Source organism: Gordonia westfalica (assembly GCF_900105725.1).
Classification (GTDB): Bacteria; Actinomycetota; Actinomycetes; order Mycobacteriales; family Mycobacteriaceae; genus Gordonia; species Gordonia westfalica.
Window position 1 is genome coordinate 686,391 of sequence record NZ_FNLM01000034.1, and the last position, 16,868, is coordinate 703,258.

The following is a 16,868-nucleotide window of genomic DNA, read 5'->3' on the forward strand; positions in this document are numbered from 1 at the left end:
CTCCGCCGCGGCCAGGCACGACACCCCTACGGTCGAACGGTGACTTCTTCGGGAGCTCCGGACGAGCCTGCTGATTTCCGCGCGGCAGTGGAGTCGCTGCATGCTGCCCGCGTCCGCCGGGAGATCGAGGTCGGGCCCATCCGCCCGCCGCAGCGTCTGGCGCCGTACAGCTATGCCGTCGGCGCCGAGGTGCGCCCGCCCGACGACCCCGACATCGTGCCCACCGACTCCCAGGGCACCGCATTCGGACGGCTGATCCTGCTGTACGACCCGGCCGGGCAGGAAGCCTGGAACGGGACGATCCGACTCGTCGCCTATCTCCAGGCCGAGGTCGAGGCCGCGCTGGCGATGGATCCGCTGCTGCCGGAGGTGGCCTGGAGTTGGCTGTCCGACGCCCTCGGCGTCCCGGTCGGTGAGAGCAGCACCCCGAGCACTCCCCCGACGGCCCGTCCCCGAACGGCACCGCCCACCGCATCGAGGTCACCGCGCTCGGCGGCACCGTCACCTCGACCACGTCGGTCCGCTACGGCGACATCGCCGGGCCGCCGCGCGCCCACCAGCTCGAGGTCCGGGCGTCGTGGACTGCGCTGACCGCCGACGGCCTCAACGGACACCTCGAGGCCTTCTGCGAGGTGTTGGCGTCCGCGGCCGGCCTGCCTCCGGCGGGCGTGACCCAACTCGGCGCGACGTGAGCACCGTGGACACCGCACCCGAGAACCAGACAGCCGAGAATCAGGCACCAGGAGACGACGAGGCTCCCGAGGTCGAGCCGTTGCTCGCCCCCGCCGACGGTGTCCCGCCGGTGCTGTCGACCGCGGCGGAGTTCGCCGACGCGGCCCGAGCACTCGCCGCGGGTGAGGGCCCGATCGCCGTCGACACCGAACGTGCCTCCGGCTACCGCTACTCACAGCGCGCGTACCTGATCCAGATCAAACGACGCGGCGCCGGCAGCTTCCTGCTCGACCCGATCGCCGATCCCGAGGCCCTCACCCCGGTGATCGACGCGCTACGCGGACCCGAATGGGTGCTGCACGCCGCCGACCAGGATCTCCCGTGCCTGCGCGAGCTCGGCTTCGAATGCGTCGAGCTGTACGACACCGAACTCGCCGGACGCCTCCTCGGGCTGGCGAAGGTGAACCTGGCGGCGATGGTCGCCCAGTTCCTCGGCCTCGGTCTGCTCAAGGGGCACGGCGCGGCGGACTGGTCGCGGCGGCCCCTCCCCGACGACTGGCTGAACTACGCCGCGCTCGACGTCGAGGTGCTCGTCGAGCTGCGCGACGCGATGGACGCGGCACTGGCCGAATCCGGCAAGGACGGCTGGGCCCGTGAGGAGTTCGCCTACGTGCTGTCCCGTCCGCCGGCGCCGCCACGCACCGACCGGTGGCGCAAGACGTCGAACATCCACACCGTGAAGTCTGCCCGCGCCCTCGCCGCGGTACGCGAATTGTGGACGGCACGTGAGGAATTGGCCGAACGTCGCGATGTCGCCCCCGGCCGCGTGCTGCCCGACACCGCGATCGTCAACGCCGCGACCGTCGACCCCAAGTCGAACAACGAACTGACCCGCCTGCCGATCTTCGGCGGCCCCCGCCAGCGGCGCCAGGCCGGAATCTGGCTCAGTGCCTTGCAGCGGGCGCGCGAACTGCCCGAGAGCGAGCTGCCGGACCGCAAGACCACCGGTCCCGGACTACCACCGGTGAGCCGGTGGGATCAGCGCAACCCGGAGGCCGCGGCCCGGATGCAGAAGGTCCGTCCCGCACTCAAAGAGGTCGCCGAGAACCACACCCTCCCGGTGGAGAACCTCCTCGCCCCGGACGTCGTCCGCCAGCTGTGCTGGGACGGCCTGGACGAACCGGTCACCCCCGAGGCCGTGGATGCGCATCTCGCGGCCGCCGGGGCCCGTGAGTGGCAGCGCCGGCTCTGCGTCGACCCGCTGGCCGAGGCCCTGCGCGACGCCGGACCGGCCGGGAATCAGGGCACCGGCGAATAGGCCGGCGCCGACCTGGGTAAGAGACACTCCGACAGGAACGACCTCGCACAGGCACGACCTCACGGAATGGGAGCACTCAGTGGCCACAGTCTCTGTCGGTATCGACTCGGACCTCGACCCCGGTACGGCATGGGCACTCGCCAGTGATCTGTCGCGATTCGACGAGTGGATGACGATCTTCGGCGGATGGAAGTCCCCGATCCCGGACACGATCACCGAGGGGACGAAGATCTCGTCGCTGATCAAGGTCAAGGGGTTCCGCAACATCATCCACTGGTCGGTCACCGACTACGACGAACCCCGCCTGATCGCCCTGTCCGGTTCGGGCCGGGGCGGCGTGCAGATCGATCTGGCGATGAAGGTCGACGAGATCGTTGACGGCTCCTACTTCGACCTGTCCGCCGAACTGTCCGGCGGACTGCTCAACGGACCGGTCGGGCGACTCGTCGCGAAGGTACTGGAATCCGATGTGCACAAGTCGATCTCGAATCTCGCCACCCTGCGCTGAGGTACTCGGGTCACCCGTCGGGATCGACTCGGGTGTCAGTCCTCCGCGCGACTCGGCGCCGGGTCCGCGGGCTTCTCGATCTGGCCTTCCAGCGCGGGGCCGGCCTGCATCCCCGACACCGTCGCGGTGATCGAACGGGCCAGATCCTGTGCGGTCAGACCGAGTTCGCCGAGGATCTGCCCACGCGAGGCGTGCTCGATGAACTCCTGCGGAATGCCCTTGATCTGCACCGGAACCGGCACCTCGGCCGCCGAGAGTGCTCCCGCGACAGCCGATCCCACACCGCCGCTGACGCATCCGTCCTCGAGGGTGACGACCAGGCGGTGACGACGGGCGACCTCGACGACCGAGGTCGGCACCGGCAGCACCCAGCGCGGGTCGATGACGGTGGCCACGATGCCCTGCTGGGCCAGGCGTTCGGCGGTGTCGACCGCGAGGCCGCAGAAGGCGCCGACCGCGACGATGAGCACGTCGCCGGTCGCCGGACCCAGGTCGCGGTCGCTGCGATGCAGCACGTCGACACCGCCGTCGAGTCGCTCGACCGCCCGGATGTCCTCGGGGACAGCACCTTTGCAGAACCGGAGCGCGGTCGGCCCGTCGTCGACACCGAGTGCCTCGTCGAACTCCTCGCGCAGCCGGAGTGCGTCGCGCGGCGCGGCCACCCGCAGGCCGGGGACCATCGCCATCAGCGACAGATCCCACATGCCGTGGTGGCTGGGCCCGTCGGGTCCGGTGATGCCCGACCGGTCGAGTACGAGGGTGACCGGTTGCTTCAGCAGTGCGACGTCCATCAGCAGCTGGTCGAAGGCGCGGTTGAGGAAGGTCGAGTAGATGGCGACGACCGGGTGCAGACTGCCAAGGGCCAGACCCGCCGCCGAGGTCATCGCATGCTGTTCGGCGATCCCGACGTCGAACATCCGGTCGGGGTAGCGCTCCCCGAACGGCGTCAGTCCGGTGGGTCCCGGCATGGCCGCGGTGATCGCGACGACGTCGGGACGATTGGCACCGGCGTCGAGCAGGGCCGCGGAGAAGACCTTGGTCCAGTCCTGCGGTGCGACGCTGGTCGGACGGCCGGTGACGGGGTCGATGATGCCGGTGGCGTGCATCTGGTCGGCGACGTGGTTCTCCGCGTGGGCATAACCCATGCCCTTGCGGGTGACGGTGTGCACGATGACCGGTCCGCCGAAGTCGTGGGCGTGCCGCAGAGCCGACTCGACGGCTCCGATGTCGTGTCCGTCGACCGGTCCGACGTACTTGAGTCCGAGGTCGGTGAACATCGCCTGGGGCGCCAGCAGGTCCTTGAGGCCGCTCTTCATGCCGTGGAGCACCGCATAGGCCGGTTCGCCGACGACGGGCACCTGCTTGACGACGCGGCGGCTCTCGTCGAGGAACTTCTCGTATCCGGGCTGCAGGCGCAGACCCGAAAGGTGGCTCGCCAGACCGCCGATGGTCGGGGCGTAGGAGCGGCCGTTGTCGTTGACGACGATCACGACGCGTCGGTTGCAGGCGGCGATGTTGTTGATCGCCTCCCAGCACATGCCGCCGGTGAGGGCGCCGTCGCCGACCACCGCGACCACGGTGCGGTCTGGCTGGCCGGTCAGCTCGAAGGACTTGGCCAGGCCGTCTGCGTACGACATGGCGGCCGAGGCGTGCGAGGACTCGATCCAGTCGTGCTCGGATTCGGCTCGCTCCTGGTAGCCGGTCAGGCCGCCGCGCTGACGCAGCTCGTCGAAGCCGTCCTTGCGGCCGGTCACGATCTTGTGAACGTAGCACTGGTGGCCGGTGTCGAAGAGGATCGGATCGTGCGGTGAGTCGAAGACGCGGTGGATCCCGAGTGTCAGTTCGACCACGCCGAGGTTGGGTCCGAGGTGCCCGCCGGTGGCCGCGACCTTCTCGATCAGGAACGTCCGGATCTCGGAGGCGAGAGTCTCCATCTCCGCTTCCGACAGCGACCGCAGATCGGCCGGCGAGCTGATCCGGTCGAGCACACCCATCGTTTCCTCCATCACGTGACGTCCCCGGGGGAATCCCGGTTCACGATCCCGGGAGAAAACCCCCGGCCCATAACCCGTCAGTCTACGGAAGCATTCGACGCCACCCCGCCCCGCGGATGGCCGACGGGCGTTCACCGGAAGTGTCGGCTCACGCGCGGACCAGACACGCGACGGCCTCCACATGGTGTGTCAGCGGGAAAGCGTCGAAGCCGCGCACCTGCGCCACCCGATATCCGTGCCGGACGAAGAGACCGAGATCACGTGCGAACCTCGCCGCGTCACAACCGACGTGCACCACGACGGCCGGTTGCGCGGCCGTGATCGCCTCGATCACCCGCTCGCCGGCACCGGTGCGCGGCGGGTCCAGGACGACGATGTCGGGGGCCTCGCCGAGATCGTGCAGCCGGGCCGCCACCTCACCCCGGTGGGTGACCACCCGGTCGCCGTCGGCGTCGAAGGTCCGGGTCGCGGCCGCCAGCGCCCCGGCGTCGGAGTCGACGATGTGCACCCGCTGGAGCCCGCCGTCGAGGCCGTCGAGCAGCGCACCCGCGAACACTCCGGCACCGCCGTAGAGGTCCCAGGCGACCCGCGGCGTCGAATCCAGACGGCCCCGGACGTAGTCGACCACCGTGTCGGCGTAGGTCTGAGGCGCGGCGCGGTGCGCCTGCCAGAATCCGGTCACCGGGATGTCCCAGGTCCGGTCGCCTACGCGGTGCACGGCGTAATCGGCGCCCTCGACGACCGTCTGGGCGCGGGGTCGGGACCTGCGCCGGCGGTTCTGCTGTGCGCGTCGCCGTGCGTCGCCGTGACGGACCTCGGCGACCGGCGCGAGCTCGGTGATGTGCCGGACGCCGTCGGCGTCGAGGACGACCGCCAGTTCGGCGTGCGGGGTGAACCGGCGACCGGCGAGGTCGTCGACCATCCCCGGCGTCGGCTGGACGCAGACGTCGTGGATCACCGCGGAACCGCGGAACGCGTGCTGACCCGCACGACCGCGTCCGTCGACGGCCAGCCGCGTCCGGATGCGCCAGCCGGTGTCGGTACCCGGCAACCTGTCGACCCCGCGCGTCGCGAGGTCGGTGGCGGCGATCGTCGTCTCGTCGAGATGGCCCACCCGACTCAGGACGTCTAGCAGTACGGCCTGTTTCAGGTCGCGCGCGTGCCCGGGTTCGATGTGGGCGAGGTCGCAGCAGCCCGCTCCCCCGGCCGCCGCCGGACACGCCACTGGAATCCGGCGCGGGGACCGATCGAGGATCTCGACCGCGTCGCCCCGCCAGTACGAGTCGTGGCGGTCGTCGGTGATCTCGGCGACCACCCGCTCCCCGGGGATCGCACCACGCACGAACAGCACCCGGCCGTCGGCGCGGCCGACCGCCTCCCCGCCGTTGGCCGGGCGATCGACGGTGACCTCGACGCGATGCGTCGTCGCCGGGGGTGTCATAGCGTGCGCTCCGATTCGCCCAGGGCGCGGCGGGTCTCGCCGGGCGCCCAGTATCTCTTGGTCTCCTTGCGGCGGTCCGACGAGGTGAGCTGCCAGGGCACCGAGGTCACCATCACCCCGGGTTCGAACAGCAGGCGTCCCTTGAGCCGCAACGCGGACTGGTTGTGCAGGATCTGTTCCCACCAGTGTCCGACGACGTACTCCGGGATGAACACGGTCACCACGTCGCGCGGGTTCTCGCGGCGCACCCGGCGCACGTACTCGATCACCGGCCGGGTGATCTCGCGGTACGGGGAGGCGATGACCTTCAGCGGGACCGTGATGTCGCTGGCCTCCCACTCGGAGACGAGTTTGCGGGTGTCCCGGTCGTCGACGTTCACCGTGATCGCCTCGAGGACGTCCGGTCTCGTCGCCCGGGCATAGCGCACGGCCCGTTTGGAGGCCATGTGCAGACTCGACACGAGAACGATGGAATGCGTCCGGCTGGGCAGCACGCCCTCGTCGTCGGTCTCGGCGCGGTCGAGTTCGCGCTGGACCGACGCGTAGTGGTGGTGGATCAGCTTCATCAGCACGAAGATCGAGACCATCGCCAGCACCGCGATCCACGCGCCCGCGGTGAACTTCGTGATCAGAACCACCACGAGGACCGTTGCCGTCATCACCAGGCCGACCGAGTTCACCACCCGCGACTGCATCATCCGGCGACGGGCGCTGGGGTCGGTCTCGGTACGCAGCAGACGGGTCCAGTGCCGCACCATGCCGGTCTGGCTCAGGGTGAACGAGACGAACACGCCGACGATGTAGAGCTGGATCAGTGCGGTCACCTGAGCCCCGAACGCGACCACGAAGATGATCGCGGCCGCGGCCAGGAAGATGATGCCGTTGCTGAACGCGAGGCGGTCGCCGCGGGTGTGCAGCTGACGCGGCAGATACCGATCCTGGGCCAGCACCGAACCGAGCACCGGAAAGCCGTTGAACGCGGTGTTCGCGGCGAGCAGCAGGATCAGCGCCGTGACGATCGCGACGAAGAAGAAGCCGGCCGGGAAGGAGTCGAAGACGGCGTGCGCGAGTTGCGCGATCATCGCCTTCTGCTGATACCCCTCGGGAGCACCGACGAGGTCCTTCGCCGGATCCATCACGTATTTCGCGCCGATCTCCTGGGCGAGCAGCACGATGCCCAGCAGCAGGGTGATCGAGAAGCCACCGAGCATCAGCAACGTGGTCGCGGCGTTGCGCGACTTGGGCTTCCGGAAGGCCGGGACGCCGTTGCTGATGGCCTCGACTCCCGTCAGAGCGGCACATCCCGAGGAGAACGACCGGGCCACGAGGAACACCAGAGCGAGACCGGTGAGGTTGTCCTGTTCGGCGGCGATACCGAAGTCGGCGGTCTCCGAACGGATCTCCTCGCCGAGGACGAAGATCTCGGTGAACCCCCAGATGAGCATGCCGAGCACACCGATGATGAAGGCGTAGGTCGGGATGGCCAGCACCGCGCCGGATTCCTTGATGCCGCGCAGGTTCACCGCGGCGATGATCATGATCGCCCCCACGCAGAACCAGACCTTGTGCTCGTTCACGAACGGGACCGCCGAACCGATGTTCTCCGCCGCGGACGTGACCGACACCGCGACCGTCAGGACGTAGTCGACGAGCAGGGCGCTGCCCACCGTCAGGCCGGCGTTGGGCCCCAGATTGACGGTGGCGACCTCGTAGTCGCCACCACCCGACGGGTAGGCGTGCACGTTCTGCCGGTAGCTGGCGACCACCACCGCGAGCACCACGGCGACGGCGAGCGCCACCCACGGGGTGAAGGCGAGTGCGGTGATCCCGGCGACCGACAGGACCAGGAAGATCTCCTGTGGCGCATAGGCCACCGAGCTCATCGCGTCGGAGGCGAAGACCGGGAGGGCGATGCGCTTGGGAAGCAGGGTGTGGCCCAGCTTGTCGCTGCGGAAGGGCCTGCCGAGCAGGAGTCGCTTCGTCGCAACGGACACCTTGGAGACGGTGGACACCAGGCAACCCTAGAGCGTCCGCGTCGCGGCGGGTAGGTTCGACTCGCGGCACGCACGCCGCATCGGGAGAGGAATGCCGTGCAGGTAGTCATCATGGGTTGCGGGCGGGTCGGATCGTCGCTCGCGATGGCGATGCAGAAACGCGGACACGACGTCGCGATCATCGACCGAGACCCGTCCGCGTTCGCGCGCCTGTCCGTCGATTTCGCGGGCCGCACCATCACCGGCGTCGGCTTCGACCGCGACATCCTCGTCAAGGCCGGGATCGAGAACGCCGACGCCTTCGCCGCGGTGTCCTCCGGCGACAACTCCAACATCATCGCCGCCCGCGTCGCGCGGGAGACCTTCGACGTCGAACGTGTCGTCGCACGGATCTACGACGCCAAACGCGCCGAGGTCTACGAACGGCTCGGCATACCGACCGTCGCGACCGTGCCGTGGACGACCGAACGATTCGTGTCCGCGCTCGGCGAGACCGCCACGGCGGAGTGGCGCGACCCGTCGGGTTCGCTGGCGGTCGCCGAGATCCACGTCGACGAGTCGTGGATCGGGGTCTCGGTCGCCAGGTTCCAGGAACAGACCGGTGCGCGGGTGGCCTTCCTCAACCGGGTCGGCCGGCCGGTCCTCCCCGACGCCAAAACCGTTCTGCAGCAGGACGATGTGATCTACGGCGCGGTCCTTCTCGACAACCTGGCGAACGCGCGTCGCGTCGCCGCGGAACCGTTCACCCAGGCCGAGTCGTGATCCCCCGGAGCCCCGGACACCGAGGGCCGAACCACCGAGGAGTAGTCCTGTGAAGGTCGCCATCGCCGGAGCCGGCGCGGTCGGGCGTTCGATCGCCCGCGAGCTCCTCGTCAACTCACACGACGTCACGCTGATCGAGCGAAAGGCCGACCACGTCGACCCGGACTCGGTGTCGGGCGCGAAGTGGATCCTCGCCGACGCCTGCGAACTCGCGAAACTCGAAGACGCGCAGTTGCAGACGTTCGACGTGATGATCGCCGCGACCGGCGACGACAAGGCCAATCTGGTCGTGAGCCTGCTGGCCAAGACCGAGTTCGCGATCAACCGCGTCGTCGCCCGGGTCAACGACCCGCGCAACGAGTGGCTGTTCGGCGAGGACTGGGGCGTCGACGTCGCGGTGTCGACCCCGCGCCTGCTCGCCTCCCTCGTCGAAGAGGCGGTGTCGGTGGGTGACCTGGTCCGTCTCATGACGTTTCGCCAGGGTCAGGCCAACCTCGTCGAACTCACCCTGCCGTCGAACACACCGATGGCCGGAAAGCCGGTGCGCAGGCTCGAACTGCCGCGCGACGTGGCCCTGGTCGCGATCCTGCGGGGCGGGCGGGTCATCGTGCCGCAGAGCGACGATCCGATCGAGGGTGGGGACGAACTGGTCTTCATCGCCCCGGCGGAGGCCGAACCGGCCCTCTACGACGCCATGCAGATCACGCGCTGACGGTGTCCTCCTCGCGGACCGCGCGGCGGACGAGTACGACCGTCGCGAGCACCGCCAGAGCCGTCAGCGGCCATCCCATCGCGATCCGCGCGAAGGCCAGCCAGCCGGTCGCGCCGAGGTCGTAGAGCTCGGACTGGGTGAGATACCGCGCCGCGAAGACCAGTGCCCACAGTGCGGTGGCGATGTCATAGGCGCGCAATGTCCGACGATGCCTGCGCCAGGCGGTCCCCTGGCCGTTCACCAGGTGCCAGGCGACGCCGATCAGCGGCCAGCGGACCATGATGGAGACCACGAACACGATCGCATAGGCGAGAGTGGTCCAGATCCCGAAGAGGAAGTATCCCTTGGCGTCGCCCACCCGATCGGCGATGAAGACGCAGATCGCGACGCCGAGGAGGCCGGAGATCGCCGGGGTGAGTCCTTCGCGGCGGACGATCCGGATCAGGAAGACGAGTGCCGCGGTGGCGAGCGCGGCGACGATGGCGGCTCGGAGGCCGAAGAACGAGTTCACCGGCACGAACACCACGACCGGGATCGTGGAGTAGATCAGGCCGGAGACGCCACCCATCTGCTCCAGCACCGTGGGGGTTTGCTCGGGGCTCGAATCCTGTTCGACGTCGTGGCCGGCGGTCCCGTCCGCCGACCCGTCGGCACCACTCGTGGGTGTCACTCGTCGTCGCTGCCCTGCAGCTCGTAGTACGGGTTGTAGATCACCTTGTGACCGTCCTGCAGGGCCAGCCGACCCCGCACGGTCACCTTGCGGCCGGGTTCGATACCGGCGATGCGATTGCGGCCCAGCCACTTCAGGATGACGATGTCGGAGCCGTCGAAGAACTCCGCCTTCACGCCGGCCTTCGCCGTGCGCGAACACGTCTCCACCGCGCGCAGCTCACCGTGCATCGTGACCTCGTCACCGCGGGCGCAGTCCGACGCGCGTTGTGCGCCCGTCGCCTTCGATTCCTGCGCGATTCGCTCCGCGTCGACGTCCCCGAGGTCTTCGGTGAGTCGGCGGGTCAGTCGCTTGAGATAACCAGCTGTGGGCATCCCAACCTCCCAATGGATTTCAGCCGGATGCCGAGGCTTCCGCCGACAGCGTCCGTGGCCACCGAACGAATGATCGGTGGCTGTCCGCCAGCGTAGACCCGGCATCGGCGGGTGACAACGTAAACGACCGGGGCGCACCCGCGGTCCCGGGCCACCCTAGGGGATGATCTCCTGGTGCCCCGCATCCGGATCGACATTTGATGCCCCGCATGGACAGTCCGCAGCCCCGAACACCCACCGCGCTGGTCGTGATTCCCGGGACCGGCTCCGACGCCGACCACGTCACACGTGCCTTCGGTCACGCCGCGTCGTCGCTGGGCGTGGAGCTCGTGGCACTCGAACCGACCCCGGCGCTCGTCGACGGGCATCGGCGAGGTCTCGACCGCGCGGCCGCCGGGCACCGGTCGGTCCTGGTCGGCGGCGTGTCGATCGGCGCCGCGATCGCTCTCGAATGGGCACTCGCCGACACCGGCGGACGCTGCGCGGGTGTGTTCGCGGCGCTGCCCGCATGGAGTGGCGACGCCGACTCGGCGCTCGCCGCCGCGAGCGCACAGGCCACCGCCGACTCGATGGAACGCGACGGCCTGGACGCCACCGTCACCGCGATGGCCGCCGGCAGTCCGGACTGGCTGGCCGCCGAACTCTCCCGCTCCTGGCGGCGACTGCACCCCGGAGTCGTCGGCCAGCTGCGCGACGCGGCGCGCTACCGGGCGCCCACGCCGGAACAGATCACCGGACTGACCGTGCCCCTGGCACTCGTCGCGGCCCCGGACGACGCCATTCATCCGATCGAGGTCGCGCGCACCTGGCGCGACGCGGCGCCGCGATCGGGCCTGGTCGAGGTCACGCTCGAAGGATGGGGCCGTGATCCGGCGCTCCTCGGCGACAGTTGTCTCGACGCGTACACGCGCCTGTCCGGGTGAACCGGCGGCGGATTCAGCGCCGGCGGAAGAACCGCTGCATCGCCGAGCCGGACGACGGCGGCAACGGAGCGTCGTCCTCGGGATCGGGATCGGCGGTGAACGACGGGTCGTCGTGGCCACCCGAACCGCCCTCGGCGGGAGTATCGGAGTAGGTGTTCTCGCCGTAGACCGTCGCGTGCGCCACCTGGTCCAGCGCTCCCCCGGCGACCGCTTCCGACTCGTCGGCACCGGCGACCTGACCGGCAGGCGGCTGGGGCTGAGTCTGCTGGGGCTGGGCCTGGGCGCCTTCACCCGCCTCCGCGTCGGCGAAGATCTGCTGCTGGGCCGCGGCCACCTGATCGGCGAGGACCGGCGGCAACACGATCGGGAGCGGCTCCCGGGGAGGGTGCGGATCCGAACCCCGGCGCACGACGGTCTCGGCCAGCACGGCACGACTCAGCCGGGCGAGGTCCTCGGCGTTCTCCGACGGGCCGCTGCCGACGCACCGCACCAGCCACCGCGGGCCGTCGACGCCGATGAAGCGGTGCGTGGCGCCCTCGACCTCGGCGACCACCTCACGGCCCCAGTGGCCGTCCTCGATGCTGGTGGCGGCACCGCCGTCACGCAGCGACTCGGCCAGCTCGCGGACCACCTCGCGCCACATGCCCGGCGACTTGGGCGCGGCGAACGCGCTCACCGAGATCCGGCCGATCGGCGTGACCAGGTAGACGTTCTGCGGCTCGTGTGTCTCCGACATCTCGACGGTCACCTGACCGCCCTCGACCACCGGCACCAGCACCGAACCCAGGTCGAGGTGGGAGTTCTCCAGCTCGCGCGGCTCCGTCGCGAGGGCGTCGATGTCGTAGGGACCGAGGGCCTGTCCGACCCGCAGCTCGTCCGAACCGTTCTTCGTCATCGCCTACTCCTCGTTGATCCGCGTTCGTGTTGAACATTAATCGACGCTGCGGCGGGCGACGCCCGGCGTGTCGTGCTCAGCCCAGGACGGCGTGGCCGCCGCTGGATCCGTATCCGCCGTCGCCGCGGCTGGTGTCGTCGAGTTCGTCGACCTCGACGAACTCGGGCAGCTCCACGCGCTGCACGATCAGCTGCGCGATCCGGTCACCGCGCGAGATGGTGATGGACTGCTCGGGGTCGAGATTGATCAGGCAGACCTTGATCTCCCCGCGGTACCCCGCGTCGACGGTGCCCGGGGTGTTGACGATGGACAGGCCGGCACGGGCGGCCAGCCCGGAGCGCGGATGGATCAGGCCGACGGTGCCGAAGGGCAACGCGATCGCGATCCCGGTACCGACCAGCTGACGCCGCCCGGCAGGCAGCTCCAGGTCGATCGTCGAGCACAGGTCCACGCCCGCGTCCCCGGGATGAGCTCGGGTGGGCAACGGCAGATCGGGGTCGAGTCGTCGTACCGCGATGGGCGGCAGAGGGGGGAGATCTGGGGTCACGCACGCAGACTACGCTGGTCAACGTGACCGCACCTCAATCGCCTGACAACACCGGCGGCACGTCGGAGAATCCGGCGAACCGCCGGGACTCCGGACCCGCAGACCTCTTCGACGAGCGTCTGCACGTGCCGTGGTGGTGGTGGCTCGCCGCCGCCGTCGTGACCGGCGTGGTGGGCTACGAGATCCAGTTGTCCGCCCACGGAAGCAAGTGGAGCGTGATCGGCTACGTCGTCACCGCGATCCTCAGCGTCCTGATGCTGTGGTCGATGGGCCGCACCCGTGTCCAGGTGACCGCCGACCACGAACTGCGGGCCCACCGGGCGCGTCTGCCACGGGCCGTCGTCGCACGCGGGGCCTCGATCCCGGCGACCGCCAAGAGCGCCGCCCTCGGCCGCCAACTCGACCCCGCCGCCTACCTGGTGCACCGCTTCTGGGTGAAGACCATGGTGCTCATCGTCCTCGACGATCCCGACGACCCGACCCCGTACTGGCTGGTGTCCACCCGCCGCCCGGCCGAACTGCTGGCCGCCCTCGACATCCCGGACGCCGCGGCCGACCGCCCCGAGCCCACCGCCTGACCCGAACACCGAACACGAAGAAGGGGCCGCGCCGGATGGCGCGGCCCCTTCTTCGTCAGGCCCTGCGTCAGAACTCCGTCTGCCAGGGACTCGTCGTGCGCATCCGCGGGTGACCCGCGGAACTCATGCGCAGTCGACGCAGATGAGCGAGTTGCCGTTCTCCTCTGCCAGCCGACTACGGTGGTAGACGAGAAAGCAGCTGGTACAAGTGAATTCGTCAGCCTGCTTGGGGACGACCCGAACCGACAGTTCTTCACCGGAGAGGTCTGCACCGGGCAGTTCGAAGGATTCCGCGGTGTCACCTTCGTCGACGTCGACCGCCGCCGACTGTGCCTCGCTTCGGCGGGCCTTCAGCTCCTCGAGCGAGTCTTCGTTGAGATCCTCGGTCTCGGTGCGTCGTGGCGCGTCGTAATCAGTAGCCATTGTGTGCCTTACTTGGTTGAGAGTGTGAGGGGGCGCTCTCGGTTCCGGCTGGTGGCCGTCACCCAGGGGTGTGCGCACGACTCCGCCGGGATTGTCTTGCCGGTGGGGTCACTACAACGTCGACTCGAGCGAGATTCGTACCCGAGAATCCGACGTATTGTGTGACTTCGGTCACGGTTCGATTTCGACTACTCCCCGGGGCTGGAAGCGCGGGCGCCCGAAGAATAGACCATGTCCAGTCAATCGTCAATGTGGCAACGCGAACTTGTCCGAAATCTGGTGTTTGTCGCAGGTAGGGGCCCTCGACGGCGGCGCGAAACGTCAACTGCGGCGAGGCTCGCACCCGCCGCGCTGCCGACCCTCTAGAGTGTTGCCATTGCGCGGGGAGTCGCTCGCGGTGATGTACATCCGCTCGAGAAGTGCGCCCTCGGCGTAGCCGAGTGAGAAATCCCAGTGAGGAGTCGTTCCACGGTGGTCTCGAAGATTACGACCGGCTACCCGACCGACGAAGAGGGCCGTCCGTATCCGCGGCGGCGCTATGTCCCGGCGATCGTGACGGTGGTGGTTCTCCTGGTCGTCGGCGTCGTCATGTGGGCGGTGGTCCTCGGCGGCGACGACAGCGAATCGGTCCCCACCGCCTGCAATCAGCCGACTCCCCCGACCGCGGTCGAACCCGGCTCCCCGGAGTCGGTGGAACCGCCCGCCCTCACCCCGGTCCCCCGCGACGAGATGGTGGAGGTGGCGCCCGCGCCGCTGTCCACCTTCCAGGTCCGGGTCCTCAACGCGTCCGAGGAGCGGGGTGCCGCCCGATCGGTGTCCGAGGACCTCGCGGCCCAGGGCTTCACCCCGACCGCCGACACCCCGTTCGGCGACGACCCCGTCTACGTGAACCGGGATCTCGACTGCGTGGCGCAGATCCGGTTCGGGCCCGCCGGACGCGCCGCCGCCGCGGCGACCTGGCTGGCGTTCCCGTGCGCACAGCTCGTCGACGACGGACGCCGCGGCACCGCGGTCGACGTCGCGCTCGGCACCTACCACTCCTCCGGCGAACTCTCCCAGGACTCGCAGGCGGCCCTCGAGGCGCTGCGATCGGCCGATCCCAAGAACCCCGAGACCGGCGCCGACCCCGCCCTGGTGAAGGCAGTCCACTCGGCCCCGTGCTGAGCGGGCCCTAGGCGAGCGGCTCCCGCGCTCCGGCCTCGTCGAGCAGGCCGAGGAACTCGTCGGCGATCCCGGGTGCGACCGCCACGGTGATGTGGCCCTCGTCCGCCCGCGAGTCCGGCGGCGGGGTCACCACGACGGCACCCGCCTCGGCGGCGATCAGGCCGCCGGCCGCCCAGTCCCAGGGACTCAGGCCGTGTTCGTAATGGGCATCGACGGCGCCCGAGGCCACCATGCAGAGATCCAGGGCCGCGGCACCGATCCGCCGGATGTCCCGCACCTGCGGGAGCAGCTCCGCGACGATCCGTCCCTGCGCGCGCCGACGGTCCGCGGCGTAGCCGAAACCTGTTGCGACGAGCGCGAGTTCTGCACGATCGACGGGATTGCACCGCAGCGGCACACGGGTGCCGTCGCCGTCGGCCACCCAGGCGCCGCCACCCAGGGTGGCGCCGTAGACCACCTCGCGCGCCACGTCGACGACGACGCCGACGACCGAGTGGCCGTCGACCTGCGCGGCGACCGACACCGCGTAGGCCGGGACGCCGTACATGAAGTTGACCGTGCCGTCGATGGGATCGACCACCCAGCGCACACCGGACGGGACGGCCCGACTCCCGCCGTGTTCCTCACCCAGGACCTCGTCGGCGGGCCGGGCCTCGTGCAGGCGCTGCCGGATCAGGCGTTCGGTCTCGGTGTCGGCGACGGTGACCGGATCGGCTTCCGTCGACTTCGTCGACACCGGAGCCACGGTCGACACCGATTCCCCCGTCGGCTCCCCTGCCCCCCGAACAATTCGGGCCGGCGTCGTCGCACGTGTGCCGCCGCCTCCTGCGCCACGTCCACCGCGATGGCGGCCAGTTCGTCCACCGGAATTGTCTGATCCACGTGTTCCATGTCAGCACATCACCGGCCGGAGACGCTCACCGGTGACGTGATGGACCCATCAGAGGGATGCCGCGCGGCCGAGGCCGGGCGCCGATAGCCTGAGGTCGATCACCGCCGGCCGCCGAAGGGGACTCCGCCATGACCGACACGCCCGCCACCGAAAGCTCGCCGACTCCCACGAATCTGGGTTTCGGGGTCGATGTCGGGGGCTCCGGGATCAAGGGCGGCATCGTCGATCTCGACACCGGCGAACTCGTCGGTGAGCGATTCAAGGTGCTGACCCCGCAGCCTGCCACCCCGGAGGCGGTCGCCGCCGGGGTCGCGGAGGTCGTCGCGCATTTCGACTGGGCGGGCCCGGTCGGCATCACCCTCCCGGGCGTCGTGACCGAGGGCATCATGCGGACCGCCGCGAACATCGACAAGGGCTGGATCGGCACCGACGTGTACGAGCTGTTCAGCCGGCACCTCGGCGGGCGTGCGGTGTCGGTCCTCAACGACGCCGACGCGGCCGGCATGGCCGAGGACGCCTACGGCGCCGGCAAGGGTGTGGACGGCGTGGTGATGTTGCTGACGTTCGGCACGGGCATCGGATCGGCGATCCTCATCAACGGCAACCTCGCGCCCAACACCGAACTCGGCCACATGCAGGTCGGCAAGAAGGAGGCCGAGCATCAGGCGTCCTCGCGGATCAAGGAGGAGAAGGACTGGTCCTACGAGAAATGGACCGAGAAGGTCTCGGACGTCCTCGGGGCCTACGAGGCGCTGTTCTGGCCCAAGCTGTTCATCGCCGGCGGCGGGATCAGCCGCAAGGCCGACAAGTGGATTCCGCTGCTCACCAACAAGACCCCGGTCGTTCCCGCCACGCTGTTGAACACCGCCGGGATCGTGGGCGCGGCGATGGCGGTCTCCCAGGGCCTCAAAACATAGACCACACGTGGAATGACCAGGCCTTTGTCACATCGGGCCCGCCGATGTCGTTACAATGGTCGTCACCGGTCATCTGAACCGATA

Annotated in this window: 16 protein-coding genes and 2 pseudogenes; 9 read left to right on the forward strand and 9 right to left on the reverse strand. The window is 69.6% G+C overall.

Annotated features, from left to right (window positions below):
- The first annotated feature begins 39 nt into the window (after positions 1-39).
- The 3 genes and pseudogenes from BLU62_RS08475 to BLU62_RS08485 all read left to right on the forward strand — a co-directional run bounded on the left by BLU62_RS08475 (position 40) and on the right by BLU62_RS08485 (position 2,498).
- Positions 40-692 (forward strand): annotated as a pseudogene (locus BLU62_RS08475) (DUF3000 domain-containing protein).
- A 5-nt stretch (positions 693-697) separates the two neighbouring features.
- A complete protein-coding gene (locus BLU62_RS08480; protein WP_074852771.1) occupies positions 698-1,990 on the forward strand; it encodes an HRDC domain-containing protein in 1,293 nt (430 codons plus the stop codon).
- A 79-nt stretch (positions 1,991-2,069) separates the two neighbouring features.
- Positions 2,070-2,498 (forward strand): type II toxin-antitoxin system Rv0910 family toxin, encoded by a 429-nt coding sequence (locus BLU62_RS08485; RefSeq protein WP_074849109.1) that lies wholly within the window; start codon positions 2,070-2,072, stop codon positions 2,496-2,498.
- 35 nt (positions 2,499-2,533) lie between these two features.
- Here BLU62_RS08485 and dxs read toward each other — a convergent pair whose 3' ends face one another.
- The 3 genes from dxs to BLU62_RS08500 form a co-directional block, all read right to left on the reverse strand.
- Positions 2,534-4,492 (reverse strand): 1-deoxy-D-xylulose-5-phosphate synthase, encoded by a 1,959-nt coding sequence (gene dxs, locus BLU62_RS08490; protein ID WP_074852772.1) that lies wholly within the window; start codon positions 4,490-4,492, stop codon positions 2,534-2,536.
- 148 nt (positions 4,493-4,640) lie between these two features.
- On the reverse strand, positions 4,641-5,933 hold the full coding sequence (locus tag BLU62_RS08495) for a class I SAM-dependent RNA methyltransferase (protein ID WP_074849110.1): 1,293 nt from the start codon (positions 5,931-5,933) through the stop codon (positions 4,641-4,643).
- The gene (locus tag BLU62_RS08500; protein ID WP_084811762.1) at positions 5,930-7,945 is read right to left on the reverse strand and encodes an APC family permease; all 2,016 of its coding nucleotides are present in this window, start codon (positions 7,943-7,945) and stop codon (positions 5,930-5,932) included. Before BLU62_RS08500 ends, BLU62_RS08495 begins: the two co-directional genes overlap by 4 nt.
- 78 nt (positions 7,946-8,023) lie before the next feature.
- Between BLU62_RS08500 and BLU62_RS08505 the strand changes: the two genes are divergently transcribed.
- Together BLU62_RS08505 and BLU62_RS08510 are read left to right on the forward strand one after the other, a co-directional pair.
- Positions 8,024-8,689: a potassium channel family protein gene (locus BLU62_RS08505; protein WP_074849112.1), complete on the forward strand. Its 666-nt coding sequence runs from the start codon at positions 8,024-8,026 to the stop codon at positions 8,687-8,689.
- 49 nt (positions 8,690-8,738) lie between these two features.
- Positions 8,739-9,401 (forward strand): potassium channel family protein, encoded by a 663-nt coding sequence (locus tag BLU62_RS08510; RefSeq protein WP_074849113.1) that lies wholly within the window; start codon positions 8,739-8,741, stop codon positions 9,399-9,401.
- On the opposite strand, the gene BLU62_RS08515 is transcribed toward BLU62_RS08510, so the two are convergent.
- Complete coding sequence (locus tag BLU62_RS08515) at positions 9,391-10,071, reverse strand: DUF3159 domain-containing protein (RefSeq protein WP_074849114.1); 681 nt, start codon at positions 10,069-10,071, stop codon at positions 9,391-9,393. The genes BLU62_RS08510 and BLU62_RS08515 overlap by 11 nt on opposite strands.
- Positions 10,068-10,445 (reverse strand): OB-fold nucleic acid binding domain-containing protein, encoded by a 378-nt coding sequence (locus BLU62_RS08520; protein ID WP_074849115.1) that lies wholly within the window; start codon positions 10,443-10,445, stop codon positions 10,068-10,070. The genes BLU62_RS08515 and BLU62_RS08520 overlap by 4 nt, the downstream gene beginning before the upstream one ends.
- Positions 10,446-10,645: 200 nt before the next feature.
- Here BLU62_RS08520 and BLU62_RS08525 point away from each other — a divergent pair, with 200 nt between their 5' ends.
- Positions 10,646-11,368 carry an alpha/beta hydrolase gene (locus BLU62_RS08525; protein WP_074849116.1) on the forward strand — a complete coding sequence of 241 codons (723 nt, stop codon included), beginning with the start codon at positions 10,646-10,648 and terminating at the stop codon, positions 11,366-11,368.
- A gap of 13 nt (positions 11,369-11,381) precedes the next feature.
- Here the strand turns inward: BLU62_RS08525 and BLU62_RS08530 are convergent, their stop codons facing one another.
- Together BLU62_RS08530 and dut are read right to left on the reverse strand one after the other, a co-directional pair.
- Positions 11,382-12,263 carry a DUF3710 domain-containing protein gene (locus BLU62_RS08530; protein WP_074849117.1) on the reverse strand — a complete coding sequence of 294 codons (882 nt, stop codon included), beginning with the start codon at positions 12,261-12,263 and terminating at the stop codon, positions 11,382-11,384.
- A 76-nt stretch (positions 12,264-12,339) separates the two neighbouring features.
- Positions 12,340-12,810 (reverse strand): dUTP diphosphatase, encoded by a 471-nt coding sequence (gene dut, locus BLU62_RS08535; protein ID WP_074849118.1) that lies wholly within the window; start codon positions 12,808-12,810, stop codon positions 12,340-12,342.
- 23 nt (positions 12,811-12,833) lie between these two features.
- Between dut and BLU62_RS08540 the strand changes: the two genes are divergently transcribed.
- Positions 12,834-13,388, forward strand: a complete 555-nt coding sequence (locus tag BLU62_RS08540; RefSeq protein WP_074849119.1) for a DUF3093 domain-containing protein — start codon at positions 12,834-12,836, stop codon at positions 13,386-13,388.
- A 123-nt stretch (positions 13,389-13,511) separates the two neighbouring features.
- On the opposite strand, the gene BLU62_RS08545 is transcribed toward BLU62_RS08540, so the two are convergent.
- Entirely contained in the window at positions 13,512-13,811 is a 300-nt protein-coding gene (locus tag BLU62_RS08545; protein WP_074849120.1) for a DUF4193 domain-containing protein, read from the reverse strand.
- A gap of 471 nt (positions 13,812-14,282) precedes the next feature.
- Here BLU62_RS08545 and cei point away from each other — a divergent pair, with 471 nt between their 5' ends.
- A complete protein-coding gene (gene cei / locus BLU62_RS08550) occupies positions 14,283-14,975 on the forward strand; it encodes an envelope integrity protein Cei (protein ID WP_074849121.1) in 693 nt (230 codons plus the stop codon).
- A 7-nt stretch (positions 14,976-14,982) separates the two neighbouring features.
- Here the strand turns inward: cei and BLU62_RS08555 are convergent.
- A pseudogene (locus tag BLU62_RS08555) lies at positions 14,983-15,866 on the reverse strand (inositol monophosphatase family protein).
- A gap of 129 nt (positions 15,867-15,995) precedes the next feature.
- On the opposite strand from BLU62_RS08555, the gene ppgK reads away from it, so the two are divergent.
- The gene (gene ppgK / locus BLU62_RS08560; RefSeq protein ID WP_074849122.1) at positions 15,996-16,784 is read left to right on the forward strand and encodes a polyphosphate--glucose phosphotransferase; all 789 of its coding nucleotides are present in this window, start codon (positions 15,996-15,998) and stop codon (positions 16,782-16,784) included.
- The last annotated feature ends 84 nt before the right edge of the window (positions 16,785-16,868 follow it).